Raw genomic sequence first — 26,038 nt, forward strand, 5'->3', positions numbered from 1 at the left:
GGACAGCACGCCGCCCCATGCCCGCCTCCAACGCCAATGCCGTCGTGCTCGATGGAGTCCGCCTGGACCGCGGCGGGCGCGTCATCCTGCGCGACGTCGACCTGCGCGTGGCGCGTGGCAGCATCACCGCCGTTCTCGGCCCGTCGGGCACCGGCAAGTCCACCCTGCTGGCCGCGCTGACCGGCGAGCTGGCCCCGGTGGCCGGCCAGGTGCAGGTGTTCGGCCAGCCGGTGCCGCGCAGTGCGCGTGCGCTGCTGGAGATGCGCAAGGGCATCGGCGTGCTGCTGCAGGGCAATGGCCTGCTGACCGACCTGACCGCAGCCGAGAACGTGGCCCTGCCGTTGCGCACGCACGCGCGCCTGCCCGAGCCGGTGCTGCAACGGCTGGTGGCGATGAAGCTCAACGCCGTGGGCCTGCGCGATGTCGCCGGCCTGTATCCGCGCGAACTGTCCGGCGGCATGGCCCGGCGCGTGGCCCTGGCCCGCGCGCTGGCGCTGGATCCGCCGCTGATGCTCTACGACGAGCCGTTGACCGGCCTGGACCCCATTGCATCGGGCGTGATCACCAGCCTGATCCGGCGCCTGTCGCGCAGCCTGGGGCTGACCAGCATCATCGTCTCCCACCACGTGCGCGAAACCCTGCCCATCGCCGACCAGGCGGTGGTGGTGGCCAACGGCGGCATCGTGTTCGACGGCACCCCGGCGCAACTGGAAGCCAGCGAGGACCCGCTGCTGCGCCAGTTCCTGCGCGGCGAGCCGGATGGGCCGATTCCGTTCGAGGGCAACCCGCGCGCCGGCGCTTCGACACCCGTGGAGGCCGCCTGATGGCCATGGTCGCCAGCCTGCAGTCGCTGGGCCGCGCCGGCCTGTTCTCGTTGTCGGTGCTGCGCGCCTCGCTGCCCACCGGCGGGTTCTTTGCCGAACTGGTGCGCGAGATCTACAAGGTCGGTGGGCGCTCGCTGCCGATCATTGCGGTGGGCGGCGCGTTCGTCGGGCTGGTGCTGACCCTGCAGGGCTACCGCACCCTGACCACCTTCGGCGCGGCCGACGCGCTGTCCACCCTGCTGGGGCTTTCGCTGTACCGCGAGCTGGGGCCGGTGCTGACCGCGCTGCTGTTCATCGGGCGCGCAGGCAGTTCCATCGCCGCCGAGTTGGGCCTGATGCGCGCCACCGACCAGATCAAGGCGCTGGAACTGATGGCCATCGATCCGGTGGCCAAGGCGGTGGCGCCACGGTTCTGGGCGGCGGTGCTGTGCGTGCCGCTGCTGACCGGTTTCTTCTGCTCGATGGCGATCAGCGCCAGCTGGTTCGAGGCGGTCAAGGTGCTGGGCCTGGACAACGGCACGTTCTGGGCCGCGCTGCAGGGCAGCGTGGATTTCTGGGACGATTTCGGCGTGGCCCTGCTCAAGTCGGCCGTGTTCGGCGGCGTGGCCGCGCTGGTGGCCTCGTATGTCGGCTTCCATGCCGAGCCCACCATCGAGGGCACCTCGGTGGCCACCACCCGCGCGGTGGTCAACGCCTCGCTGCTGGTGCTGATGCTCAACTTCGTGATGTCGGCTCTGCTGTTCCAATAAGGAATTCCCCATGGCAATCCGTGGTCCCAGGCTTGAATTCGCGGTCGGCGCCTTCCTCGTGCTGGCGCTGGCATCGCTGCTGGTGCTGGCCTTCGCCTCGACCAACCGCCAGTTCGGCATCGGCGGCGGCAGCTACCCGCTGGTGGCCCGCTTCTCCAACCTGGGCCAGCTGCGGCTGCAGGCGCCGGTGAAGATCGGTGGCGTGGTCGTGGGCCGGGTGCAGGATGTGGAACTGGATCCGGTGCGCTTCGACTCGATCGTCACCCTGGCCATCGACGAGCGCTATGCCGAGCTGCCGGCCGACACCTCCGCCGGCATCTTCACCAGCGGCCTGCTGGGCGAGAGCTACATCGGCCTGCAACCCGGCGGCGACCCCGAGGTGCTGCAGCCGGGCGACGAGATCGCGTTCACCCAGCCGGCAATCGACCTGATCCAGCTGGTCGGCAAGTACATGTTCGGTGGCGGCCCCGGTGCCGCCGCGTCGTCCCCTCCCCCCCCGCAGCCCGTGGAAGAACCACTGCCATGAAATCCCTGATCCTGTCCCTCGCCCTGGCCATGCCGCTGCTGGCAACCGTGCCCGGCCACGCCCAGGCCCAGCAGGCCGCCGCAACCGCAGCGCCGGGCAAGCTGGTGGTCGACAACGGCACCCGCATCCTGGCCACGCTGCAACAGCGTCGCGCCGAATTCCAGAAGGACCAGGCCGCACTCAAGGCGTTCATCGACGGCGAGCTGCGCACCAGCTTCGACCGCGAGTACGCCGCGCGCCTGGTGCTGGGCGTGCATGGCCGCGGCGCCAGCGACGCCGACGTGAAGCTGTTCGCCGACGCGATGGCCGACAACCTGATGCAGCGCTACGGCACCGCGCTGCTCAGCTTCGAAGGCAAGCCGCGCATCCGCCTGAAGTCGGAAACTCCGCTGCCCGGAAACCGGGGCGTGAAGGTCGCCACCGAACTGTTGCGCGATGGCGCCGACCCGATCCCGGTGGACTACTACGTGCGCAACAACGGCGGCTGGAAGATCTTCGATGTGATGGTGGAAGGCGTGTCCTACGTGCAGACCTTCCGCAGCCAGTTCGACGGCCCGCTGCGGCAGAAGTCCATCGCCCAGGTGGCAGCCGAGCTGCGCAACGGCAGCCTGCAATCCGCGCCGGCCGATGGCGCCCGCTGACCCGGCCGCCGGCCTGCGCCGCGACGGCGCAGTGCTGCACGTGCACGGTCGCCTGGACCGCGCTGCGGCGCGCGCGCTGTGGCCGGTCGCGTCGCTTCTGCCGGCCGGCGTGGAAACGCTGGACCTGGCCGGCATCAACGCGCTGGACAGCGCGGGCCTGGCCCTGCTGGCGGAGCTGGTCGCGCGCATCGCCGCCACCGGTGCCCGCCCGCAGGTGGTCGGCGACCCGCCCGGCCTGGCTGAACTGCGCGCCGCTTACCGGATGGACCCCACTCTCGATTTCGCAGGAGCGTCCCGATGATCCGTTTCCTGACCGGTGCCGTGTTGCCGGCCATGCTGCTGGCCGCGTGTGCCAGCGCGCCGCGCCAGGCTGCCGAACCCGGTGGTGCAGCGGCGCCCGCGTCGGTGGCGGTGACACACGCCGGGCCGGCTGCGACCGCTGAACTGCAGCCGCCCGAAGCAGCACCCGCCGCGGCACCCGCGCATTCCGATCAGGCCCTTCCCACGGACGCAACCGCGGATGCAACTGCCGCACCCGGCGATGCCACGGACGCCGAGGCCGACTTCGCCGCGCTCTACGGCGCACCGGCCGACATCACCGTTGATGGCAATGGCGGCAACGCGCGCCCGGCATACGATCCGTGGGAACCGATGAACCGCCGGGTCCATGCGTTCAACAACGCGGTGGATCGCGCGATCGCCAGGCCACTGGCCACCGCTTACGTGGCCGTGGTGCCACAGCCGCTGCGCCTGGGCGTGAGCAATTTCTTCGACAACCTCGGCTCGCCGGTGACCTTCGTCAACCAGCTGCTGCAGGGCCGTCCGCGCGATGCGGCACAGACCCTGGGCCGGTTCCTGGTCAACTCCACGCTCGGTATCGGCGGCCTGTTCGACCCGGCCAGCGACCTGAAGATGAAGCGCCGGCGCGAGGACTTCGGCCAGACCCTGGGTACCTGGGGCTGGCGCCAGTCGCGCTACGTGGAAGTGCCGTTCTTCGGCCCTCGCACGGTGCGCGACGTACTGGGCCTGGGTGCCGACGCACCGCTGTCACCGGTGCGGCAGATCGACGAGGACGCGGTGCGCATCGGCCTGCAGGGCCTGCAACTGGTGGACACCCGCGTGCGCCTGCTGTCGCTGGACGCACTGCGCGACGCCGCCCCGGACGAGTACGCGATGACCCGCGACGCATGGCTGCAACGGCGTAACTACATGATCGACTCCGATCGCCGCCATCACGACGACGAAGACCTGCCCGACTACCTCATCGATCCCGCGCACGATCCCACCGTGCCGGCGGGGGCCATGCCGATCCCGGGCGGCTGAACTCCCGCGCCTTTCGTCGTACCAGGGAATGCCTCAACGATGACAGACCCACGCCGTCCCCGCTTCCACTGCGCCGCCACTGTGGTGCTGCTGTCCGCGGCGATGTTGGTGGCCGCCGGTTGTGCACACACGGGTCGCCAGGAACATGGCGCTGATGCCATCACGGAAGCGTCCGACGCCGAACGCCTGGCTGCACCCACCACCGCAGCCGAAATGGGGCGGCGCTTCCTCAAGCTGATCGGGAGCATCAAGTCGCGCGACGAACTGACCCCCGAACTCATCAGGCAGGTGACCGGCATCGCCTTGGACGAGGTCAAGCCTGGTGAATTGATAACCGGGGTCGGCAGTGGTGACTTGGGAGGTGGCTGGCGTTATATGTTCAGCTTCGTGCCGGAGTCGGTCTCCCGACGTCCCGGCGTCAGCGTGCACTTCCAGCACCAGGAAGACAGATGGGCGGACATGTCGGCGATCTGCGAGTTGGATTTCGACGATTACCACGACGCCCTCAAGGCCATGGGCTTCGACGACACTCCCATCCATGGGGAGATCGGCGAGTTGCGCGAGTGGCGATACTACAAGTCGGACTTCGTGATTTCGGTCGTTCCACAGAACGTGGTGGCCGGACAGGCCGGACGGGTGTGCGTGCAGGCCATCGGCACCTTGAACTGACGTTGAGGTGCATGGCAGCGGCAGCGGGCCGCAAGCTCATCCTGGGGTGTTTTCATCCGTACCCTGGCTGGGTATCGTGTCCGCGCCCCCCGCGATGGAATGCCTCAACGATGACAGACCCGCACCGCCTCCGCTTCCCCCGCGCAGCCACTGCGGTGCTGCTGTCCTCGGCCATGGCCGTGACAGGCTGCGCGCACTCCAACGCTCCCCGCAACAACGGAACTGATGGCATGACGGACGCATCCACTCCCCAGGCTTTGGCACCACCGACGACTGCCGCCGAAATGGGGCGGCGCTTCCTCAAGCTGATCGGGAGCATCGAGTCGCGCGACGAGGTCACTCTTGAACGCATACGAGCACTCACAGGCATTTCGATGGCAGTAAAGCCAGGCGATCTGGGTGCAGGTTTCACCAGCGAGCCCTTGGGTGGCGGCTGGTTCTTTGGCTTGACCTATTACCCGGGTTCGCTATCCTCACCCACCGGGATATCACTGCACTTCCAGCACGAAGCGGAGAGATTTGCGGACATGTCCCCAGTCTGCGAACTGGACTTCGACTATTACAACGACGCCCTCAAGGCCATGGGCTTCGATGACACACCGATCCACGGCGAGATCGGTGAGCTGCGTGAGTGGCGATACTACAAGTCGGACTTCGTGATCTCGGTCATTCCTCAGAACGTGGTGGCCGGACAAGCCGGACGGGTGTGCGTGCAGGCCATCGGCACCTTGAACTGACGTTGAGGTGTATGGCAGCGGCAGCAGGCCGCAAGCTCATCCCGGGGTGTTTTCATCCGTACCCTGGCTGGGTATCGTGTCCGCGCCCCCGCGACGGAATGCCTCAACGATGACAGACCCGCACCGCCTCCGCTTCCCCCGCGCAGCCACTGCGGTGCTGCTGTCCTCGGCCATGGCTGTGACAGGCTGCGCCCATTCCAACGCTCCCCGCAACAACGGAACTGATGGCATGACGGACGCATCCACTCCCCAGGCTTTGGCCCCACCGTCGACCGCAGCCGAGATGGGCCGGCGCTTCCTCAAGCTGATCGGGAGCATCGAGTCGCGCGACGAACTGACGCCCGAACTCATCAGGCGGGTGACCGGTATCGTCTTGGACGAGGTCAAGCCAGATGAACTGGCCACCGGCTATGCCAGTGGGGACCTGGGAGGAGGTTGGAGATACATTCTGAACTTCGTCCCTGCATCGGCCTCGTTGCGCACCGGCGTCGCGCTGCGTTTCCAGCAACTGCATGACGGCGTGACCACCATGTCCGCGATCTGCGAACTGGACTTCCATCATTACCATGAGGCTATACAGTCCATGGGATTCGAGGCCCGGCCTGTCTACGGAGAAATCGGTGAGGTCCGCTCGTGGAGATATCACAAGTCGGACTTCGTGGTCGGAATCACAGCCCTGGATCCGCTGGCTGGGGAGTCAGGGCCGATATGTGTCAAGACAATTGCCACGATAAACTGACCCGAATCGAGCAGAAAGCGCACTGTGACAACTCCAACCCCCCGCCTCGAAGCAGCACTGGCCCGGTTCGGGGCACAGCCGGGCGTCACCCCCGACCAGGAAGCGCAGTTGCGCGATGCCGTCACCGGGGACGTGGACCGGCTTGCCGAGTTCAACCGGCAGGCCGACGCGGGCCAGCTCACCGGATTTGCCCTTGAGGCACCGGGGGGTGCCCCCAACCGGACCGGCACCTATGACAAGGCCGCCGGGGTGGTCACCCTGCCACGGGCCAGTTTCCACCCGACCGGGCCGGTCCCCACCACGGACCTGGATGCGGTGCTCGGCGTGCAAACAATGTCGGTCGACTTTGCCTACAAGACCTGGCAGGACGCAGCGGGCAACACGCAGCCCGTGGACCAGGACATGGTGGACAACCTGCAGTCCACCCTGAACCGGTCGCCGGTGCTGGCCGAGCAGATCAAGGAGGCGTGGACCCAAGGCCACGTGCGGCATTTCAGCCTGCTGCCACATGGTGCAGCCGCAGGCGGCACCTACGACGGAAACGAGGCTGCGGTGGACGGTACGCCCAAGGGCATCAACCTGCCCCCGCTAGGCCTGCAGACCGGGTCAAGCAGCAATCTGCAGGGCGCCTACAACGCCCGGGACATGACCTTCGTCCTCGGGCATGAGATCCAGCATGGCTTCAATGACGCGACCAGCGACAGCCGCCGTGCGATTTTCCTGCAGGATATCAACCGCCAAGGCCTGGCGCTGGGTTCGGTGCACGATTACTCTGACGAATTGCGTGCATACATTCGAGGCGTCCGCGAGGACGAGGCTATTGCGAATATTGCTGGCTGGAACGCCCTGCTAAGCAGGGAGCGGGAAATCAGCCCCAATGCAATCGGCCTGGACTTGATGCATCAAATCTCCAATGGTCGAATTGAGGACTTCGTGGAAGCGGACCCTCAGAACTGGAACAAGGCCATCCCTAAGCCAGGCTACTCCTTCAACTCCGACGGCAGTCTCGCCCCCACGCCCGGCAATATCGAAGCCGCGGCGCAGTATTACTTCGATCGTCCATCGTCACTTTATGCCAGCTTGGGCCAGCGCGGCGTGGGCCTTGGCCTGAGCCATTCGGACGATTACACCAACTACTACGGCAACTGGGCATTGGAGCAGGTCTTCAAGGCCGAGAATCGCGCCAACGTGCTGCACAACGGGGCACGCCCTGTGATCTCCATCGACATGGCGGGCCTGGGACTCAAGGAAGACCTGCTGGAGCGTGGCGGGTTGGACCTGGGCTCCAACAAGACCCCGCGCGCCTACCTCGACACCAGCACGACGCCGGCCACACCCGGGTTCTTCCACCACACCCAGGACAGCAGCATGGGCCACGCACTGCAACACGTGCCGATCACGGCCGGGCCGGTGGCACCGAGCGGTGACCCGATGGTCGATCGCTGGATCACGGCCCTGCAGGCCGGCGACCACGCCGGCGCGCGCGCTGCGCAACAGGCGTTCGCCCGATCCGGGCAGGGGCAGGCGCTGTGGGACGCCGCGCTCGACGACGCCAGGTCACACGACTCGCCAAACCAGGGCCATGCCGCCGAGTCCGGCCATCGGCAGCGCGACCCCGAGCCAGCGCGTCCCGTGCAGCACCATGCGCAGGACGGGCACGCGATGATGCGCTAGGCCGGGCCCTGCATGAGCGATACCGACGCACTGCGCCGCATGATGCTGGCCGTTGAACGGCTGGAATCCAGTGCGGATGCGCAGGCCCGGCAGGCCCATGACGCGCTGCGTGCCCTGCAGCAGGCCCACGCCGCGCAGGCGGGGCTGGCCGCGGAACGCGAGGCGGAGGAAGCCAGGCTGAAGCAGGCCATGGCGCAGATGTTCCAGGAGCAGCAGCGCCAGGCCGCCAACGCACTGCGACCGGTGGTCGGGCGGGCGTGGCTGGGGCTGGGCGCGCTGGCCGCCGGCTTCGTGCTGGTCTATGTGGGCCTGCTGGTGATGCTGCGGCACGAGCATGCGCAGTTGCAGGAAGCGCGGGCGCGCGCCGATGCGGCGGCGGTATCGGCCGAGGTGTTGCAGGCCTCGCGCCACGTGGAGATCAGCTCCTGCGGCGGCCGCCCCTGCATCCGCATCGACCGGGACACGCCGACCTGGAAAAGCCAGGGCGGCGAGTTCGTGCTGGTGGACGGGCAAGGTCCCTGAGCCTTCGACCCGGCGGCACCGGCACTCAGTCCACCGCGTCCCCGTCCGGGTCATCCAGGTCGCCAGCCTCGTCCGCGCCCAGTTCCAGCAATGCCTGGGCCTGGTCCTGGGCCAGCGATTCGACCCCGCGCAGCTTGCGCTCGATGGTGCGGGTCTTGCGGCTGGCGTCGCCCAGGCTCTTGCCGACGGTGTTGATCTGCTTCTCGGCGCGCTCGAGGATGCCGGCGAACTTGCCGAACTCGCTCTTGACCGCACCCAGCAGGCTCCACACCTCGCTGGAGCGCTGCTCGATGGCCAAGGTGCGAAAGCCCATCTGCAGGCTGTTGAGCAGGGCGGTGATGGTGGTCGGCCCGGCCACCACGATGCGATGCTCGCGCTGCAGCGCGTCGGTCAGCCCGGGGCGACGGATCACTTCGGCATACAGGCCCTCGGTGGGCAGGAACATCACCGCGAAGTCGGTGGTGTGCGGCGGCACCACGTATTTTTCGCAGATGGACCTGGCCTGGATGCGGATGGCCTTTTCCAGTTGCGCGCCGGCCACGCGCACCGCCTCCACATCGGCCTGGTCCTGCGCATCGAGCAGGCGCTCGTAGTCTTCGCGCGGGAACTTGCAATCGATCGGCAGCCACAGCGGCACATCATCGCCGCCGCGGCCAGGCAGGCGCACGGCGAAATCCACCATCTCCGCGCTGTCCGGGCGCACGCGCACGCTGCGTGCGTACTGGTCGCCGGTGAGGGTCTGTTCCAGGATGTTGTCCAGCTGCACTTCGCCCCAACCGCCGCGGGTCTTGACGTTGCTCAGCACGCGCTTGAGGTCGCCCACGCCGGTGGCCAGCTGCTGCATCTCGCCCAGCCCGCGCTGGACCTGCTCCAGGCGCTCGGACACCAGCTTGAACGAGGAATCCAGGCGCGTGGTGAGCGTGCTCTGCAGCTTCTCGTCCACCGTCTCGCGCATCTTCTCCAGCTTGGCCGCGTTGTCTTCCTGCAGGTTGCGCAGCTGCAAATCCAGGGTGGCGCGCATCTCGCCGATGCGCTGTTCGCTGCGCGTTGTCAGCTCCTGCAGGCGCAGGTCGAGGCGCTCGGCGAACGCCTGCTGCACCTGCTGCGCTTCCTGGCGTGCGTTGCGCGCATCTTCGCTGAGGCTGGCGCGCAGCGCGGCCAACTGTTCGCCCAGTGCCTTCTGCGCCTCGCCGGTCTCGGCCCGGCCCTTGCGTGCATCTTCGTTGAGGCTGTCACGCAACTGGTCCAGGCGCGTGTCAACGCGCGTCCCGAGATCGGCCAGGTGCAGGGCAAAGCCATCGATGCGCTGGCCCTGGCTGGCGGCCAGCCCATCGAGCTGCTGGCGCAGTTCCAGCCGGCCATCGCGCTGTTCGCCACGCAGGGCGTCTTCCAGGTGCGCGCGCATGCGCTCGAGCGCAGCGTCGGGCCTGCGCAGCACCAGCGTCGCCAGCAGCGCCAGGGCCAGCAGCAACAGCACGGCCAGCAGGTAGAGCAGGGTGGTATCGGTCATATGGGCGAGTGTAGCGGTGCCGGTCCCGGTGGATGCGACGCAATGGCAAGACCGGCTCGCACGGTGTGCACGCACACCTGCATCGTCCGGGCGTATCGTTTCCCTGGCACCTCCCAGCCACCGAGCGCCCACCCATGGCCAGCCGCGTCCGCCACCCGATCCACCTCAAGCGCGCATACGAGGACCCCGCACCGGGCGATGGCCAGCGCGTGCTGGTCGACGGCCTGTGGCCGCGCGGGATCACCAAGGTGGACATGCAGATCGAAACCTGGCTCAGGGCGATCGCACCCAGTGCGGAGTTGCGCCGCTGGTTCGGCCACGACCCTGCCCGCTGGGATGCGTTCCGCGAACGCTATTTCGCTGAACTGGCCGCCAATCCCGAGGCCCTGGCCCAGTTGCGTGCCTACCGGGGCCGGGGCCCGGTGACCCTGCTCTACGCCGCCCGCGACGAGGAACACAACAACGCGGTGGCGCTGCGCGACTACCTCATGCACGGCCCCGGCTGAGCGCCGCAGCGGAGCGGGCGTGCGCCTGCCGCACGCCAGTCCCGCCGATCAGTCCAGCACCCGGCAGAACACCGCCTTGAGGTAGCGCGATTCCGGCACGCTGGCCAGGAACGGATGGTCGGCGCCGGCGCCGGCCACCTTCAGCACCTGCACCGTGCGCCCGGCAAAGAACGCGGCGCGACGCAGCATGTCCAGGAACTGGTCCTCCGCCACCAGGCCGGTGCACGAGAACGTTGCCAGCAGGCCGCCCGGCTTGACCACGCCCAGGGCCAGCTTGTTCATGTCCAGGTACTTTTTCAGCGCGGTGATGACCTGGTCGCGGTCGCGGGTGAGCTTGGCCGGGTCCAGCACCACCGCGTCGTACTGCTCGCCGCGTGCGGCCGCATCGCGCAGCCACGGGAAGATGTCGGCCTGCACGAACTTCGGGCGCACCCCATTGAGCCGGGCATTGCCCTTGGCCAGTTCGATCACCGCCTCGTCGATGTCGATGCCGGTCACTTCAGCCGCTCCCCGCGCTGCGGCGTACACCGCGAAGCCACCGGTGTTGCAGCACAGGTCCAGCACCCGCTTGCCGGCCACCTGCTGCGAAAACCACTGCCGGTTCTCGCGCTGGTCGGCGAAGAAGCCGGTCTTGTGCGCGCCGGCCGGATCGGCGCGGAAGCGGATGCCGTGCTCGGTGATGACCGCCGGTGGCGGGGTGCCACCCTCGCTGTACACCGGCCGATAGTCGAAGCTCTCCTGCTTCTGCACATGCTCGTCGGCAAAACTGTAGATGCGCGCACCGTCGAAATGCTGGCGCAACGCCTCGTAGATCCACTCGCGGTGGCGGTACATGCCGGCGCTGAAGAACTCGACCACCAGCAGGTCGGCATAGCGGTCCACCACCAGCCCGGACAGGCCATCGCCCTCGGCGTGGACCACCCGCCAGGCATCGGACACATCGTCCAGCTTGAGCACCTCGCGGCGCAGCGCCACCGCCTCGCCGATGCGCCGCGCGAACCAGGCCGCATCCACCGGTACGGCCGGGTCGGTCTCCAGGATGCGCAGCGCAATGCGCGAGTGGCCGTTGTAGAACCCGCGCCCGATGAACCGGCCCTCGACGTCGAATGCATCGACGATCTCGCCGGGTTTGGGCTTCTGCGGCGGGCGTTCGACCAGCTTCTGGAAGATCCAGGGATGGCTGGAACGCCAGGCGTTCTTCAGGCGGACGGCGGGGTAGGGGGTATCCATCGGGCAATTGTACGGGCAGGGGCGCCCGGTGGCCGGCGCGCGCGCATCGCCGGCCAAAACACGCGACAATACGGAGGTTTCGCCGCCGGGCGCGGCCGCACCGCGGTCCGCTGCCTGCGCCATCTCCGCCGTTACGAAGAGAGCCCCCACAGACATGTCGAACACGCCGAAGATCATCTACACCCTCACCGACGAAGCGCCATTCCTGGCCACCCAGTCGCTGCTGCCCATCGTCCAGGCATTCGCCGCCACCGCCGGGGTGCAGGTGGAGACCCGCGACATCTCGCTGGCGGGACGCATCCTGGCGCAGTTCCCCGACTACCTGGGCGACGGCCAGAAGATCGGCGACCACCTGGCCGAGCTGGGCGAGCTGGCGACCCGGCCGGAAGCCAACATCATCAAGCTGCCCAACATCTCCGCCTCGGTGCCGCAGCTGAAGGCCGCGATCAAGGAGCTGCAGGCGCAGGGCTACCCGCTGCCGGACTACCCGGACGCGCCGAAGGACGAGAAGGAAAAGGACATCCAGGCGCGTTACGACCGCACCAAGGGCAGCGCGGTGAACCCGGTGCTGCGCGAGGGCAATTCCGACCGCCGCGCGCCGGCCTCGGTCAAGGGCTATGCGCGCAAGCATCCGCACCGCATGGGTGCGTGGCGCAGCGATTCGAAGTCGCACGTGGCGCACATGGATGGCGGAGACTTCTACGGCAGCGAGCAGTCGGCCACGGTCGCCAATGCGGGCAGCCTGAAGATCGAGCTGGCCCAGGCCGACGGCAAGACCGTGGTGCTCAAGGACAAGGTCGCGGTGCAGGCCGGCGAGATCGTCGATGCGGCAACCATGAGCCGCACCGCGCTGGCCGCGTTCATTGCCGCGCAGATCGCCGACGCCAAGGCCGGCGGGGTGCTGTTCTCGCTGCACCTGAAGGCGACCATGATGAAGGTCTCCGACCCGATCATGTTCGGCGTGGCGGTGTCGGAGTTCTACAAGGCTGCGCTGGCCAAGCATGCCGACGCGCTGGCGTCGGTGGGCTTCTCGCCGGACAACGGCATCGGCGACCTGTACGGACGCATCGCTTCGCTGCCCGAAGCGCAGCAGGCGGCGATCAAGGCCGACGTCGAGGCGGCCTATGCCAGCGGCCCGGCCGTGGCCATGGTCAATTCGGACAAGGGCATCACCAACCTGCACGTGCCCTCGGACGTGATCGTCGATGCCTCGATGCCGGCGATGATCCGCGACTCCGGTTGCATGTGGAACGCCGAAGGCAAGTTGCAGGACGCCAAGGCGGTGATCCCGGACCGCTGCTACGCCGGCGTGTACCAGGCGGTGATCGACGACTGCAAGGCAAACGGCGCGTTCGACCCGACCACCATGGGCTCGGTGCCCAACGTGGGCCTGATGGCGCAGAAGGCCGAGGAGTACGGCAGCCACGACAAGACCTTCCGCATTCCGGCCGCCGGCACCGTGCGGGTCACCGACCAGGACGGCCAGGTGGTGTTCGAGCACGCGGTGGAAGCCGGCGACATCTGGCGCATGTGCCAGGCCAAGGACGCGCCGATCCAGGACTGGGTCAAGCTGGCGGTGAGCCGCGCGCGCCTGAGCGGCACGCCGGCGGTGTTCTGGCTGGACAGCGCGCGCGCGCATGACCGCCAGGTGATTGCCAAGGTCGAGACCTACCTCAAGGACCATGACACCTCCGGCCTGGACATCCGCATCCTGGCGCCGGTGGAGGCGACGAAGTTCTCGCTGCAGCGCATCCGCCAGGGCAAGGACACCATCTCGGTGACCGGCAACGTGCTGCGCGACTACCTCACCGACCTGTTCCCGATCCTGGAGCTGGGCACCAGCGCCAAGATGCTGTCGGTGGTGCCGCTGATGGCCGGCGGCGGGCTGTTCGAGACCGGTGCCGGCGGCAGCGCGCCCAAGCACGTGCAGCAGTTCGTGCAGGAGAACTACCTGCGCTGGGATTCGCTGGGCGAATTCCTTGCACTGGCCGCGTCGCTGGAGCACATGGCCGGGCAGACCGGCAACACGGCCACCGCGGTGCTGGCCGCCGCCCTGGACCAGGCCAACGGCCAGATCCTGGACAACAACCGCTCGCCCGCGCGCAAGGTGGGAGAACTGGACAACCGCGGCACCCACTTCTACCTGGCCCTGTACTGGGCGCAGGCGCTGGCCGCGCAGGACCAGGACTCGGGCCTGAAGGCCCGGTTCGCACCGCTGGCCAAGGCGCTGGGCGAGAACGAGGCGAAGATCCTGGCCGAGCTGGGTGCGGTGCAGGGCCAGCCGGTGGACATCGGCGGCTACTACCAGCCGGACCTGGCCAAGGCCGGTCCGGCGATGCGTCCGTCGGCCACCTTCAACGCTGCGCTGGCCGCGCTGTAAGGCCACTGCAAGGCGTCCCGTTGCATCCGAAGCCCGGCCCAGTGCCGGGCTTCGTCCTTCCAGCCCCCCCACCACCCGCCGCCATGACCGACCACACACCCGACATCCTGTTGTTCTCCTACGGCACGCTGCAGCTGGAGAGCGTGCAACTGGCCTCGTTCGGCCGCCGCCTGGACGGTTCGCCCGATGCGATCCGCGGCTATGTGCAAACCATGCTCGAGATCACCGACCCCGAGGTGCTGGCCACCAGTGGCGAGCGCTTCCATCCCATCGTCAGCCCCAGCGACAACCTGGACGATGCGGTGCAGGGCACCGTGTTCCGGATCAGCGCCGCCGAACTGGAGGCCGCCGATCGCTACGAGGTATCCGACTACCGCCGCGAGCGAGCGCCGCTGGCGTCCGGCGGCCAGGCCTGGGTGTACGTGCGACGCTGAGTGGCTGGAGTTTCCGGCCGTCAGCGCGCACTCGACCTGCCAGGGCACAGTGCAGCGCTGGCCACGCACCAGCCATGCCCTGCCGCTGCCAGCCAGTCGCAAAGCCCGTGCTAGGCTCGCCCTCCCGACTGATGTGGAGACGGCCATGACCCGCAACGCGCTTCCCCGAACCTGCATGCTCGCCGTGGCCCTGGCGCTGGTGGCACCGGCCGTGCAGGCGCTCACGCCGGCAGCCGAGCCCCCCCGGCAGCGGGCCGCCGACGCTGCGCTGCAGGCCGCCATCGATGGTTCCTGGCGCGCCGGCAACAGCGCCCGCGACAGCTTCCGCAACCCCGGCGCCACCCTGGCGTTCTTCGGCATCGCGCCGCAGCACACCGTCATCGAGATCACTCCCGGCGGCGGCTGGTATGCGGAAATCCTGGCGCCATACCTGAAGGAGCAGGGCCGCTACGTGGCGGCCGTGGTCGATCCGGCGACGGTCCCCGCCGATCGCGGTCGCGATTACCAGCAACGCGCCCGGGACGGGCTGGAGGCCAAGTTCGCCGCCGCACCCGAACAGTTCGGCAGCGCCACGGTGGTGGCCTTCGATCCGACCGCGCCGGTGTTCGGGCCGGCGGGCTCGGCCGACCTGGTGGTGACCTTCCGCAACGTGCACAACTGGCGCGGCGGCGAAAGCCGGGCACCGGGCATGTTCAAGGCGTTCTACGAGGTGCTCAGGCCCGGTGGCGTGTTGGGCGTGGTGGAACACCGCGCCGCCGCCGATGTGGACGAGGACGACCGCAGTGGTTATGTCGGCCAGGCGCAGGTGATCGCGCTGGCCCAGGCCGCCGGATTCCAGCTGGATGCCAGCAGCGAGATCAACGCCAACCCGCGCGACACCAAGGACCACCCCAATGGCGTGTGGACCCTGCCGCCGGGCAACCGCCACGATGCGGCCGACCGGGCCAGGTACCAGGCCATCGGCGAGAGCGACCGGATGACCCTGCGCTTCATCAAGCCGGGCGGCGCCTGACGTGGACCGGCGCGGCTTCATTGCCGCACTGGTCGCCGCTGCGGCATTGCCGTGCCATGGTTCTGGAGGAACACCGCCCATGCATGGGTTGATCGGAAAACTGAGGGCCCAGCCGGGCCAGCGCGCGGCCCTGGCCGCGATCCTGCTGGAAGGCACGGCGGCCATGCCGGGCTGCCAGTCCTACGTGGTGGCCGAGGACGCGACCGATGCGGACGTGCTGTGGATCACCGAGGTCTGGAACAGCGCCGCCGACCACGAGGCCTCGCTTGCGCTGCCGGCCGTGCGCGCGGCGATCACCCGCGGCCGGCCGCTGATCGCCGGGTTCGAATCGCAGGTGCGCACCCGCCCGCTCGGCGGGCCGGGCCTGGCCGCGGATTGATCCGCCCGACGGCGCGCGCGTGGGCCGGTCCTGTCGGTTCCGGCGCCAGCGTGGATGCGTGCCCGACACCTGACGTATCCGATGCTGATCCTGTTCAACAAGCCATTCGGCGTGCTGACCCAGTTCACCGACCGCGGTGGAACCGGCCACCGGACGCTGGCCGAATTCGGATTCCCGCCCGGCGTGTACGCGGCCGGCCGCCTGGACCACGACAGCGAAGGCCTGCTGCTGCTGACCGATGACGGTGCGCTTGCACACCGCCTCACCGACCCGCGGCACAAGCAGGCCAAGACCTACTGGGTGCAGGTGGAAGGCGATCCGCAGCCGGACCAGTTGCAGGCCCTGCGCCAGGGCGTGCTGCTCAAGGACGGGCCGACGCGGCCGGCACGGGTGCGGCCGCTCGATCCGGCCCCGGCGCTGTGGCCGCGCGACCCGCCGGTGCGCTACCGGAAAACCGTGCCCGATGCCTGGCTGGAACTGGCCATCACCGAGGGTCGCAACCGCCAGGTCCGGCGCATGACCGCCGCGGTGGGATTGCCGACGCTGCGGCTGGTGCGGATCGCGGTGGGCAACCATCGGCTGGACGCCGCACAACCGGGCGGCGACTGGCTGGCGCCGGGCCAGTGGCGGCGGCTGGATCCTGCCGCGACCTGAGTCGCGGCGGACCCAAGTTCAGCCGGCGGCGACCGGAGCGCGGCGGCCGGAAGAGTCAGTCGGCGGCGGCGCGGCTGCGACGCGGGCGCGGACGGGCGCCGTCGCGTTCCTTTTCGATCCGCTGTGCCTGCCCGTCCAGCGGTGCGGCGTGCTGCTGCTCGCGACGCTTGCGGTACAGCACGTAGGCGAGCACGCCGGCACCGACTACCGCTGCGGCCGCAGCGACGGCCACGGGGTTGCGGCGTACGACCTTGCCCGCGGCCCTGGCGCCGGCACGGGCGGTGCCCAGCGCGGCACCGGTGCGGATCCAGTGTTCGGCGTTGTGGCCGGCGTGGCGCACGCTGGAACCGGCATGACGCAGCCCGGCGCCGGCTTGTCCCGCCAGTTCCATGGCGCGGTCGGTGATGATGGTCAGCTTGCTCATGGTCATCCCTGTGGAGGAAGTGGGGAACGGCGCCAGTGTCGACGCCACGCTGTCGACGATACGTTAGTGCAGGCGCGGCGGGCACTGGCGCGCCGGTTGCCGATGGCCGGCATTCATGCGGCCGCGCATCGCGTGCCCCGGTCAATGCCCGGTCACGTGCCCCTGGGTTTGGCCCGATGGGTGGCGGTCGCGCTCCACGGGTCGTCCGGCCATGGGTGCCGCGGATACCGCCCCTTCATTTCCTTCCTGACCTCCGGGTAGGTGCGGTCCCAGAAGCCGCGCAGGTCCTGGGTGACCTGCAGCGGGCGGCCACCGGGCGAGAGCAGGTGCAAGGTCAGCGGCACCCGGCCATCGGCGACGCGCGGGGTGTCGGCCAGGCCGAACAGTTCCTGCAACTTGACCGCCAGCACCGGCGGCTGCGGCGCGCCGGCGTGGTCCAGCGCATAGTCGATGCGACGCTCCTGGCCGGACGGTACCGCAATGCGTACCGGCACCAGGCGATCCAGTTCGCGGCGCAGGCTCCAGTCCAGGCATGCGTGCAGCGCCTGGCCCAGGGCGTCCTCGTCCAGCGCGTCCAGCCGGGTCTTGCCGGCAAAGGCCGGGCGCAACCAGTCGTCCAGGCCAGCGAGCAGCGCGGCATCGGACAGGTCGGGCAGGCCCCGCTGCGGCAGCCAGTGGCCCAGGGCCACCACCCGCGCCTGCCACTGGCGCAGGCCGGTGCTCCACGGCAGCACGTCCAGGCCCAGCTCGCGCACCGCATCGGTGAGCGCCTGCGCGGCCTGTTCCGGGTCCACCCGGCCGGCAGGACAACTGTCCAGCACGATGCGGTCGAAACGCGACTCGCGCCGTGCCACCAGCGCACGGCGCTGCGCATCCCACACCGCACCTTCGCGTTCGACGAAACGATCCGGGAAGTCGGCGCGCAGGCGCGCCTCGTCCACCGGCGCGGCGCGCAGCAGCAGCGCATCGCCGCGCGGCTCCCAGCGCAGCTCGCTGGCCACCAGCCAGGGTTCGCCGCGCAGGGCGCTGTCCTCGAACAGGCGCGCCATGCGGCCGTTGGCCAGCTGGTAGCGCAGCGCATCGGTGGCATGCCGCGCGGCGATGCGGTCGGGAAACGCGTGGGCCAGCAGGTCGCCCAGTTCATGCGCCTCGATGGTGGCCGGCGGCGCGACGGTGCAGCCCAGGCGCCGTCGCCACTGGCGCGCAGCCGCATCGATCGTGGCCAGCGCCGCGCGGCTGGCATCGGCGGGCATGCGCCCGCTGCGGAAGGCGGCCAGCGCGCGCCAGCGGTCGGCCAGGGCATCGCCGCGGCTGCGCAGCGGGTCACGCGCCTCCACCAGCGCGGCAAGGTCGGCCGCCAGCGCCTGCGCGCGCGCATCCGGGGCCGCCAACAACATCGCCGCCAGCCGCGGGTGCGTGCCCAGGGCCAGCATGCGGCGGCCGCTTGCGCTCACGCCGCCGACGTCGGACAGCGCGCCCAGCCGCTGCAGCAGTTCGCGCGCGGCCGCCAACGCACCGGGCGGCGGCGGATCGACGAAGCGCAGGGCGTCGCTGCCCCATGCGGCCAGCTCCAAGGCCAGCCCGGCCAGCTCGACCTGGGCGATCTCCGGGCGACGCTGCGCTTCCAGCCGCTGCGATTGCGGCCACAGCCGCCAGGCCCAGCCCTCGGCCACGCGCCCGGCACGCCCGGCGCGCTGGTCGGCCGACGCCTGCGAGATGGCCACCGCATCCAGCCGCGCGAAACCGCTGCCGGGATCGAACCGCGGCTCGCGCGCCAGCCCGCTGTCGATCACCACCCGCACCCCGGGCAGGGTCACCGACGACTCGGCCACATTGGTCGCCAGCACCACCCGGCGCCCGCCCGCGGGCGCGGGCTGCAATACCCGCGACTGCTGCTCAACCGGCAACTCGCCATGCAGCGCCAGGACCTCGACGTCGCCGGCATGGGCGGAGCAGGACGCTTCCGGCGCGGAACGGGCAGGCTCGAGGCTGGATTGCAGCGCCGCCTGGACCCGCGCGATCTCACGCTGGCCGGGCAGGAACACCAGCACATCGCCCGGATGCTGCTGCAGCGCCTGCTCCACCGCCCGTCGCGCCTGTGCCTCCAGGGGTTCGTCGCGGCGCGCCGGAAAGTGGGCCACCTGCACCGGGAATGCGCGGCCCGCGCTGGACAGCCGCGGCGCATCCAGCAACCGCGCCAGGCGCTCGCCATCCAGCGTGGCCGACATCACCACCAGGCGCAGGTCCTCGCGCAACTGCGCCTGCACGTCCAGCGCCAGCGCCAGGCCCAGGTCGGCGGCCAGGTGGCGCTCGTGGAACTCGTCGAACAGCAGCGCGCCCACGCCATCGAGCAGCGGGTCGTCCTGGAGCATGCGGGTGAGGATGCCCTCGGTGACCACTTCGATCCGCGTGCGCGCCGATATCCGGCTCTCGAAGCGGATGCGGTAACCGACGCTGTCGCCGACATCCTCGCCCAGCTGCCGGGCCATGAACGCCGCGGCGCTGCGTGCCGCCACCCGGCGCGGCTCCAGCATCACGATGCGGCGACCTTGCAGCCACGGCGCATCGAGCAGGGCCAGCGGCACGGCCGTGGTCTTGCCGGCGCCGGGCGGCGCCTCCAGCACCAGGCGCGGATGCGCCTGCAGCGACCGGCGGATGTCCGGCAGCAGGGGCGCGATGGGGAGTGTGGGTGTGGGTGGCGGCACGCGGACAGGATACGTGCGCGCCGCGCGCAGGCCGTCGGACTCCTCCTCCTGTGGTCCCTCTCCTGTGGGAGGGGGCGCCGGTTGGCGCCCCCCTTTCGCCCAACGCCTCAGCGCGGCGAGAGCGCGATGCGGTGGTTGTGCAGCTGGCCGGTGAAGCGCACCAGCGGCGAGCCGCTGACGTTGGCCAGCTCGCGCTCGCCTTCGCCGGTGACGGCGACCACACGCACCGCGTCGACGTTCCAGTTGTCGCCGCCGATGCCGCCGCCGAAGCGGGTGACCAGGCTGAGCTCGGTAAGGTCCTCCAGCGGCACCGCGCGCGGCAGGGCGATGCGCACGGTCTGGTCGTAGTTGCCGAGCCAGCGCCGGCCGCCGTTGATGTTGCGCTGCTGCACCGGCGGCAGGCCGCGCACGCGGATCATCACGTCGGCGTTGTCGCTGCCGCCGCGCAGGTCGTCGTTGCCGGTGTGGATGGTGAGCAGCAGTTCGCGCGTGGTCAGGCCGGTGGCGGCGGGCGTCTTGGCCGGCAACTGCGTGCCGGGCTTGGTGGCGCGCACGGCGGGACGCGCCGAGGCGGACGCCGAGGGGCGCACCGGGACCGCGCCCTGCACCACCTCCGGCGCCGGCGGGCGGCTGGCGCGGTACTTGCCGTCGACGAAGTAGGTCAGCCACAGCTTGTCCTCGTCCTGGTAGCGATAGCCGCCGCGCCGCAGGTCGGGCACCAGCACCTTGGTCTCGTTCGGATAGTTGGGGTCGTAGATGAAGATCTTCAGATCCTCGCGATAGCGGCCCAGGTCGCCGGTGTAGCGCCCGGTGTCGTAGCCGATCGCCAGCACCTGGTGATCGCCGCCGGAGTGGCCGTCGTAGTGCCACAGCCCGAGCGGCACCGGCTGGCCGCGGTCTATCTTCGCCCGCAGCTCCTGCAGGCGGCCGCCGTTGAAGCCCTGTAGGCCCCAGTTGAAGAACTCGCCGTTGCGCGCGCCGAAGGGGTTGAAGCCGAGCTCGGCCCATTTGTCGGCGTTGTCGGCGATCGAGTTCACCTGGCGGTCGTAGATGAAGTCGTGCAGTTTGGTGTTGACCGCGGGGCGGTGGGTCTGGCGCGGGATGGGCGCGCGCGCGTTGTAGTAGTCCAGCGCGGCGTAGGTCATGCCGCCGCACAGGCCCTTGGTGCGGATGTCGAGTTCACGGACGACGTCGTTGTCGAAGCTGTTGACGAAGGCGAAGCCGTGCCGGGCCGGGTCGAAGCCGGTCATGCGCGGCGCGGCGAAAGCGGGCAGCAGCGCAAGGCCGGCCAGCAGGGCCAGCGACCAGCGCAGGATGAAGCGGGGGGTGTTCATCGTCGGGACTCCCATGGCCCCGCGGGGGCGGGGCGTTGATGAGGGGGTTGATGAGGGGATGGGACGCGCGCCGGTGCCGGGCGCGCGCGGTGGCACTACAGGTCGACGCCGAAGCCGATGCCGGCGGAGCGTTCGCTGCCGCTGAAGGCGCCGCCGAGCGAGAACGAGGCGCGGTTGCCGATGCGCTTGCCGTAGCCGACCGACAGCGCGCGCTCGCCGCCCTGGAAGCCGGCGCCGACCGCGATGCGGCCGCGCGGGCTCTGGCTGCCGGCGGCGTTGATCGCCATGTTCAGCATCGCCGCGCCCATCGCGCCCTGACGGTCGATGCGCTGGTCCTGGCGGTACATGCGCCGGTCGAGGTCTTCGAAGCGGTCGTCGAACGCGTCCAGGCGGCCGCTGATCGAAGCCGGGTCGAATCCGGCCAGGGCAGCGATCTGGGTGTCGGTATAGGTGTTGGCAGCGGCCAGGGTGGTGGTATCGCCGGCCTCCATGTCGGCGCGCACGGCCGCGTCGCCGGCCTCCATGTCGGTACGCAGGGCGGCGTCGCCGGTGTCGGCGTAGGTACGTGCCGAGGTCAGGGTGGTCGCGTCGCCCGCCTCCACGATCCCCGGGGTGACCCCGCCGATGCTGATGATGGCCGCGTCGGTGTAGGCGTTGGCCGCGCTCAGGGTGCTGGCGTCGCCGGTGTCGGCATAGCCCTGCGCCGAGGCCAGGGTGGTCGCGTCGCCGGCGTCGGCGATCGCCCGCACCTGGGGCCCGGTCAGGCCGCCGCCGCCGCCGGGCGCGATGCCGGCGATCTGGGCGTCGGTATAGGCATTGGCGCTGGTGAGCGTGTCCTGCAGCTGGCCCAGGTTGACCGCGTCGGTGGTCGCGGTGCCGGCGGCCACGTTCACGATCTGGCGCTCGCTGCCGACCGCGCCCACGGACACGGTGTTGTCGCGGAGGGCCACCGCGCCCGCGCCCAGGGCCACGCTTCCCGCGGCCATCGCACCTGAGTTGTGGCCGATGGCCACCGACTGCTGCGCCAGGCCGCGCGCGGAGTAGCCCAGCGCGATCGAGGTCTCGCCCGCGCCGACCGAGTTGTAGCCGATCGCCACGCTGCCGATCCCGCTGGCGCGCGCGAGGCTGCCGGTGGCGACGGTGAAGTCGGCCGAGGCCCAGCTGGCCGCGCCGATCGCGGTGGCCTGCTGGCCGCCGGCGAAGGTCTGCTCGTCGCTGGCGTCGAGCGCGTCGATCACGCCGTCGCCGTTGGTGTCGAGGGTGGCGGGCGAGGGCATGCCGTCGCCGTCGAAGTCCATCATGCTGCCGATGGCGATCGAGCCGGTGCTGGTCAGGGCGGGGTTGCCGTCGGCGCGGCTGAAGGTGCCGATGGCGATGGACGAGTCGATCGCGGCGGTGGCGAAGCTGCCCATCGCGACCGAGGCGTCGCCCAGGGCGCTGCTGACGTAGCCGATGCCGACGCTGTAGTCGCCGGTGGCGAAGTTGTTGGTGCCCACGGCGGTCGCATAGTTGCCGCCGACCTGGTTGACCGCGCCGAAGGCGCTGCTGCGCTCGCCGCCGGCGGTATTGCGGTAGCCGACCGCGGTGCTCTGCAGGCCGGCGGCGGCGTTGTCCGTGCCCAGGGCGCTGGCGAAGTCCGCCGTCGCCCGGTTGAGGTTGCCGAACACGTTCGCCTGCACGCCGGTGGCGAGCACGGCGTTGCCGACCACCACCGAGTTCGTGCCGGCGGCGATGGCGATCTCCGAGGACGCATCCATCACGCCGTCGCCGTCCAGGTCGAGGTCGAACGCGATGTCGCCGCTGCCGTTCAGGTCGATCCAGCCGCCCGCGGCGTAGGCGTCGGTGCCCCTGGCCTCGGCGTAGAAGCCGTAGGCGCTGCTGCGCGCGCCCAGGGCCCGGGTGGAGTGGCCCATGGACGTGGCCAGGGACCCATACGCGCGGGCGAAGTAGCCGAATGCCACGGTGTTGGTGGCGGTGGCCTCGCTCTGGAACCCGAACGCGCTGGAGTGCTGTCCCAGCGCCTCGTTCGAGAACCCGACCGCGGTCGCGACGACGTTGGCGGCGATGTTGTCGCGGCCGATCGCGGTGCTGGCGTCGTGTGAGGCGACGTTGCCTTCGCCGCAGGCGAACGCTTCCACGCCCGCGGCAGTGCTGGGCGCGGTGGTTGCGGGGGTGGTATCGCAGATGCTGCCAGCCTGCGCGGCGCCGGCGGCCGCGAGGATCGGCAGGGAGAGGATCAGCGCCGCATACAGCGGCCGACGCGCGAACATCGTCATGGACATGCTCCAGCAAGGTCGTCCGGGGGACCGGAGGGGCCACCCGGCGCCGCGCCTATCGCGGCGTTCACTGGAGCATTCGGAAACCGGGCCGGATTCGTCTCACCCGGGGGCGGCGACCACCGCTGTCAGGGTGCGGGGGACGGCTCCGGCGGCGGCAGCGCCGCGGCCAGCCAGGGCGGGAACGGCGACCCGTTGCCCTGCAGCGAGGCGAACTGCGCCCCGGCGCTGGCCGCCGCGGACGCATCGTTGCCGCAGCGCGCCTGCAGCGCCCACCATGCCGCCCACCAGCGCCGTTCGACCGGTTCGAGCACGGCCGCGTCGGGTGGCGGTTCGGCGCCGGGCACCGTGCAGGCGGCGCCCGCTGCGGCGGCCGCGCGCCAGGCCCGCGCGATGCAGGTCCAGCGCGCCAGCGAGCGCTGCCGGTCGAGGGCGTCGCAGGGCAGCTCGCCCTGCAGCAGCAGGCCATCCGGGTCCGGCTGGCCGCGCTCGAACCTCAGCAGGCCGGCCAGCATCGGCACCCAGGCCACGCCGGGGCTCTCCGCGGACGCCAGCCCCCGGTCCATGCGCCAGGCCGACTCGGCCGCCTCGCCCGCGGCGTCGGTGTCGCCGGCGCGGTAGTGCGCCAGCGCCTGCCAACCCAGGTTCTGCACGGTGTCCGGATGCGGGCGGTCGCCGAAGCGCTCGCGGTAGAGGCGGTCGAGTCGGGCGAACTCGTCGGCCGCAGCCTGCGCCCGCCCCTGCTGCAGGTGGATGGTGGCGACGTTGCCGGCGGTGGCCATGGTGGTCGGATGCGCGGCGCCGTAGATGCGCTCCTGCAGGGCGAAAGCCTTGGCGAAGGTGCGCTCGGCGTCGTCGATGCGGCCGGCGTCGTGGTAGGCAATGCCCAGGTCGTTCTCGACCGCGGCCAGGGCCACCTCGTCGCGCTCGCTGGCCACGGCCTGTTCGAGCCAGTCGATGGCTTCGTCCGGCCGGCCCGCGGCGTTGGTGGCCGCGCCCAGCATGCGCAGGGCATAGCCCAGGTGCGCCTGATCCGCCGACCCGTCCCGGCGCATCCGTTCGACCACCGCGCCGGCGATCGCGATCGCCTCCTCGCTGCGCCCGTTCACCACCAGCATGTCGGCCAGCTGCACGCGGATGCGCTCGGACCGCGCCGGATCGGCGCCGGGGCTGGCGTCGAGCAAGGCCACGGCGCGCTCCAGCAGCTGCACAGAAGCCTCGTGCCGACCCTGTTCGTAGGCGACCATCGCGCGCTGGGAGAGGATGTCGGCCTGCAGCGGCGGGTCGGCCAGGGCACCGGTGTCGAACAGGGCCAGCGCCTGGTCGAGGGTGCGCGCGGCGTCGGCCAGCATCGCCCGCGACAGCTGGCTGCGACCGATCACCAGCAGCAGTTCGGCGCGCAGCGCCGGCCGGTCGGCCAGCTCGGTGGAGATCCGCGCCGCGCCCTCGCGCAGCAGCTCGGAGGCCGGCGGATCGCGGCCGCCGGTGTGCGCCGGGTCGCCCGACTCGAGGATCCCGACCAGGAACTCCTTGACCGCGACCGCACGCTCGGCCTCGCGGCGCGCGCGTTCTGCCTGCCACAGCGTGGCCGCGACACCGCCGGCCACCGCCAGCACCAGCACCGCGCTGGCGGCGGTGGCGAAGCGGTTGCGGGCCACGAACCGGCCGGCGCGATACCACGCGCCCGGCGCGCGCGCGCGGATCGGCCGCCGCTGCTGCCAGCGCCGCAGATCGTCCATCAGGCCGACCACGTCGGGGTAGCGCTGGCGCGGATCGACCGCCAGCGCCTTCATCACGATGGTGTCGAGGTCGCCGCGCAGGTGCCGGCTCCAGCGCCGCTCCGGGGCCCCGGCCACGGCGTCCTCGCCGAGCCGCGACAGCGCCTTCGACGGCGCCAGCGTCGGCTCGCCCGCACCCGCGCCGCTGCGGCGCGGCGGCACGCCGGTCAGCAGCCGGTACAGCAGCGCGCCCAGGCCGTAGACGTCCATGGCGGTGGTGGCGCGTTCGCCAGCGAACTGCTCGGGCGCGGCATATTCGGGGGTGAGCGCGCGCAGCGCGGTGCTGGTGCGTGGCTCCGCCCCGTCCTCGACGTCGGCCAGGCGGGCGATGCCGAAATCCAGCAGCCGCGGATAGCCGTCGCCGTCGACCAGGACGTTCGAGGGCTTGATGTCGCGGTGGATCACCAGGCTGCGATGGGCGCCGGCGACCGCGTCGCAGACCTGCAGCACCAGGGCCACGCGACCGTGCACGTCGAGCCGGCGCGCGCTGCACCAGGCGTCGATGCGCTCGCCGCGCACCCGCGCCATCGCCAGCCACGGGGTGCCGTCCTCGGCGATGCCGGCGTCGTACAGGTCGACGATGCAGGGATGGCGCAGGCGCAGCAGCGCCTGCTGTTCGCGCAGGAAACGCTCGCGCCCGCCCTCGGCCAGCGCGCCCAGGGTGAGCACCTTGACCGCCGCGTCCTGCCCTTCCGGGCCTTCGACCGCGTGCGCGCGGTAGACCACCGACATGCCGCCGCGGCCGATCTCGTCCTCCAGCCGCCAGCGCCCGAGCCGCCGCCCGGCCAGTGCGTTGGGCGCCGCGGCCGGCAGCGGCAGCGCCTCGGGGTGGTCGAGCGGGCCTTCGCCTTCGTCGTAGGCGGCAAGCAGGCGCCGCACGCGCGCGCGCAGGCCGGGTTCGATGGCCAGCGCCGCCAGCGCCGCCTCGCGCCGGTCGGGCGCCAGCTCCAGCAGCTGGCCGAAGATCGCATCGGCCTGCTGCCACAACGCCTGTCGCGCTTCGTCCACCGGG

24 protein-coding genes are annotated in these 26,038 nt (G+C 70.6%); 17 read left to right on the forward strand and 7 right to left on the reverse strand.

The annotated features are described in order from the left end of the window. Positions 1-17: 17 nt before the first annotated feature. The 11 genes from ACEJ41_RS12940 (at position 18) to ACEJ41_RS12990 (ending at position 8,404) form a co-directional block, all read left to right on the forward strand. A complete protein-coding gene (locus tag ACEJ41_RS12940; RefSeq protein WP_374012662.1) occupies positions 18-824 on the forward strand; it encodes an ABC transporter ATP-binding protein in 807 nt (268 codons plus the stop codon). Next, on the forward strand, positions 824-1,573 hold the full coding sequence (locus ACEJ41_RS12945; protein ID WP_374012663.1) for an MlaE family lipid ABC transporter permease subunit: 750 nt from the start codon (positions 824-826) through the stop codon (positions 1,571-1,573). Before ACEJ41_RS12940 ends, ACEJ41_RS12945 begins: the two co-directional genes overlap by 1 nt. Before the next feature lie 10 nt (positions 1,574-1,583). After that, positions 1,584-2,099, forward strand: coding sequence for an outer membrane lipid asymmetry maintenance protein MlaD (gene mlaD, locus ACEJ41_RS12950; protein ID WP_374012664.1), 516 nt, complete (start codon positions 1,584-1,586; stop codon positions 2,097-2,099). Beyond that, the gene (locus tag ACEJ41_RS12955; protein ID WP_374012665.1) at positions 2,096-2,740 is read left to right on the forward strand and encodes a phospholipid-binding protein MlaC; all 645 of its coding nucleotides are present in this window, start codon (positions 2,096-2,098) and stop codon (positions 2,738-2,740) included. The genes mlaD and ACEJ41_RS12955 overlap by 4 nt, the downstream gene beginning before the upstream one ends. Further along, complete coding sequence (locus ACEJ41_RS12960) at positions 2,727-3,041, forward strand: lipid asymmetry maintenance protein MlaB (RefSeq protein ID WP_374012666.1); 315 nt, start codon at positions 2,727-2,729, stop codon at positions 3,039-3,041. The genes ACEJ41_RS12955 and ACEJ41_RS12960 overlap by 14 nt, the downstream gene beginning before the upstream one ends. Then, the gene (locus tag ACEJ41_RS12965) at positions 3,038-4,063 is read left to right on the forward strand and encodes a VacJ family lipoprotein (RefSeq protein WP_374012667.1); all 1,026 of its coding nucleotides are present in this window, start codon (positions 3,038-3,040) and stop codon (positions 4,061-4,063) included. The genes ACEJ41_RS12960 and ACEJ41_RS12965 overlap by 4 nt, the downstream gene beginning before the upstream one ends. A gap of 39 nt (positions 4,064-4,102) precedes the next feature. Then, positions 4,103-4,732, forward strand: a complete 630-nt coding sequence (locus ACEJ41_RS12970) for a hypothetical protein (RefSeq protein ID WP_374012668.1) — start codon at positions 4,103-4,105, stop codon at positions 4,730-4,732. Positions 4,733-4,842: 110 nt separating this feature from the next. Further along, the gene (locus tag ACEJ41_RS12975) at positions 4,843-5,469 is read left to right on the forward strand and encodes a hypothetical protein (protein ID WP_374012669.1); all 627 of its coding nucleotides are present in this window, start codon (positions 4,843-4,845) and stop codon (positions 5,467-5,469) included. 109 nt (positions 5,470-5,578) lie between these two features. Then, the gene (locus ACEJ41_RS12980) at positions 5,579-6,208 is read left to right on the forward strand and encodes a hypothetical protein (RefSeq protein ID WP_374012670.1); all 630 of its coding nucleotides are present in this window, start codon (positions 5,579-5,581) and stop codon (positions 6,206-6,208) included. Positions 6,209-6,232: 24 nt separating this feature from the next. Continuing rightward, positions 6,233-7,882: a hypothetical protein gene (locus tag ACEJ41_RS12985; RefSeq protein ID WP_374012671.1), complete on the forward strand. Its 1,650-nt coding sequence runs from the start codon at positions 6,233-6,235 to the stop codon at positions 7,880-7,882. Between the two features lie 12 nt (positions 7,883-7,894). Further along, on the forward strand, positions 7,895-8,404 hold the full coding sequence (locus tag ACEJ41_RS12990) for a hypothetical protein (protein WP_374012672.1): 510 nt from the start codon (positions 7,895-7,897) through the stop codon (positions 8,402-8,404). 25 nt (positions 8,405-8,429) lie between these two features. On the opposite strand, the gene rmuC is transcribed toward ACEJ41_RS12990, so the two are convergent. Then, the gene (rmuC, locus tag ACEJ41_RS12995) at positions 8,430-9,914 is read right to left on the reverse strand and encodes a DNA recombination protein RmuC (RefSeq protein ID WP_374012673.1); all 1,485 of its coding nucleotides are present in this window, start codon (positions 9,912-9,914) and stop codon (positions 8,430-8,432) included. 134 nt (positions 9,915-10,048) lie between these two features. On the opposite strand from rmuC, the gene ACEJ41_RS13000 reads away from it, so the two are divergent. Then, positions 10,049-10,420 (forward strand): DUF488 domain-containing protein, encoded by a 372-nt coding sequence (locus tag ACEJ41_RS13000; RefSeq protein WP_374012674.1) that lies wholly within the window; start codon positions 10,049-10,051, stop codon positions 10,418-10,420. A 48-nt stretch (positions 10,421-10,468) separates the two neighbouring features. On the opposite strand, the gene ACEJ41_RS13005 is transcribed toward ACEJ41_RS13000, so the two are convergent. Then, complete coding sequence (locus ACEJ41_RS13005) at positions 10,469-11,650, reverse strand: class I SAM-dependent rRNA methyltransferase (RefSeq protein ID WP_374012675.1); 1,182 nt, start codon at positions 11,648-11,650, stop codon at positions 10,469-10,471. 154 nt (positions 11,651-11,804) lie between these two features. Here ACEJ41_RS13005 and ACEJ41_RS13010 point away from each other — a divergent pair, with 154 nt between their 5' ends. From ACEJ41_RS13010 to ACEJ41_RS13030, 5 genes are all read left to right on the forward strand, one after another. Then, positions 11,805-14,030 carry an NADP-dependent isocitrate dehydrogenase gene (locus ACEJ41_RS13010; protein ID WP_374012676.1) on the forward strand — a complete coding sequence of 742 codons (2,226 nt, stop codon included), beginning with the start codon at positions 11,805-11,807 and terminating at the stop codon, positions 14,028-14,030. Positions 14,031-14,113: 83 nt separating this feature from the next. Further along, entirely contained in the window at positions 14,114-14,464 is a 351-nt protein-coding gene (locus ACEJ41_RS13015) for a gamma-glutamylcyclotransferase family protein (protein WP_374012677.1), read from the forward strand. 145 nt (positions 14,465-14,609) lie between these two features. Beyond that, a complete protein-coding gene (locus ACEJ41_RS13020) occupies positions 14,610-15,476 on the forward strand; it encodes a class I SAM-dependent methyltransferase (RefSeq protein ID WP_374012678.1) in 867 nt (288 codons plus the stop codon). A 79-nt stretch (positions 15,477-15,555) separates the two neighbouring features. After that, positions 15,556-15,855, forward strand: coding sequence for a putative quinol monooxygenase (locus ACEJ41_RS13025; RefSeq protein ID WP_374012679.1), 300 nt, complete (start codon positions 15,556-15,558; stop codon positions 15,853-15,855). Between the two features lie 81 nt (positions 15,856-15,936). After that, a complete protein-coding gene (locus ACEJ41_RS13030; protein WP_374014154.1) occupies positions 15,937-16,509 on the forward strand; it encodes a pseudouridine synthase in 573 nt (190 codons plus the stop codon). A gap of 55 nt (positions 16,510-16,564) precedes the next feature. On the opposite strand, the gene ACEJ41_RS13035 is transcribed toward ACEJ41_RS13030, so the two are convergent. The 5 genes from ACEJ41_RS13035 to ACEJ41_RS13055 all read right to left on the reverse strand — a co-directional run bounded on the left by ACEJ41_RS13035 (position 16,565) and on the right by ACEJ41_RS13055 (position 26,034). Beyond that, positions 16,565-16,933 carry a hypothetical protein gene (locus ACEJ41_RS13035; RefSeq protein ID WP_374012680.1) on the reverse strand — a complete coding sequence of 123 codons (369 nt, stop codon included), beginning with the start codon at positions 16,931-16,933 and terminating at the stop codon, positions 16,565-16,567. 152 nt (positions 16,934-17,085) lie between these two features. Further along, positions 17,086-19,638, reverse strand: a complete 2,553-nt coding sequence (gene hrpB / locus ACEJ41_RS13040; RefSeq protein ID WP_374012681.1) for an ATP-dependent helicase HrpB — start codon at positions 19,636-19,638, stop codon at positions 17,086-17,088. A gap of 107 nt (positions 19,639-19,745) precedes the next feature. Further along, positions 19,746-20,972: a hypothetical protein gene (locus ACEJ41_RS13045; protein ID WP_374012682.1), complete on the reverse strand. Its 1,227-nt coding sequence runs from the start codon at positions 20,970-20,972 to the stop codon at positions 19,746-19,748. A 95-nt stretch (positions 20,973-21,067) separates the two neighbouring features. Beyond that, a complete protein-coding gene (locus ACEJ41_RS13050) occupies positions 21,068-23,248 on the reverse strand; it encodes a YadA-like family protein (protein WP_374012683.1) in 2,181 nt (726 codons plus the stop codon). 128 nt (positions 23,249-23,376) lie between these two features. Beyond that, positions 23,377-26,034, reverse strand: coding sequence for a protein kinase (locus ACEJ41_RS13055; RefSeq protein ID WP_374012684.1), 2,658 nt, complete (start codon positions 26,032-26,034; stop codon positions 23,377-23,379). Positions 26,035-26,038 lie beyond the last annotated feature (4 nt).

This window comes from Pseudoxanthomonas koreensis (assembly GCF_041890415.1).
Classification (GTDB): Bacteria; Pseudomonadota; Gammaproteobacteria; order Xanthomonadales; family Xanthomonadaceae; genus Pseudoxanthomonas; species Pseudoxanthomonas koreensis_A.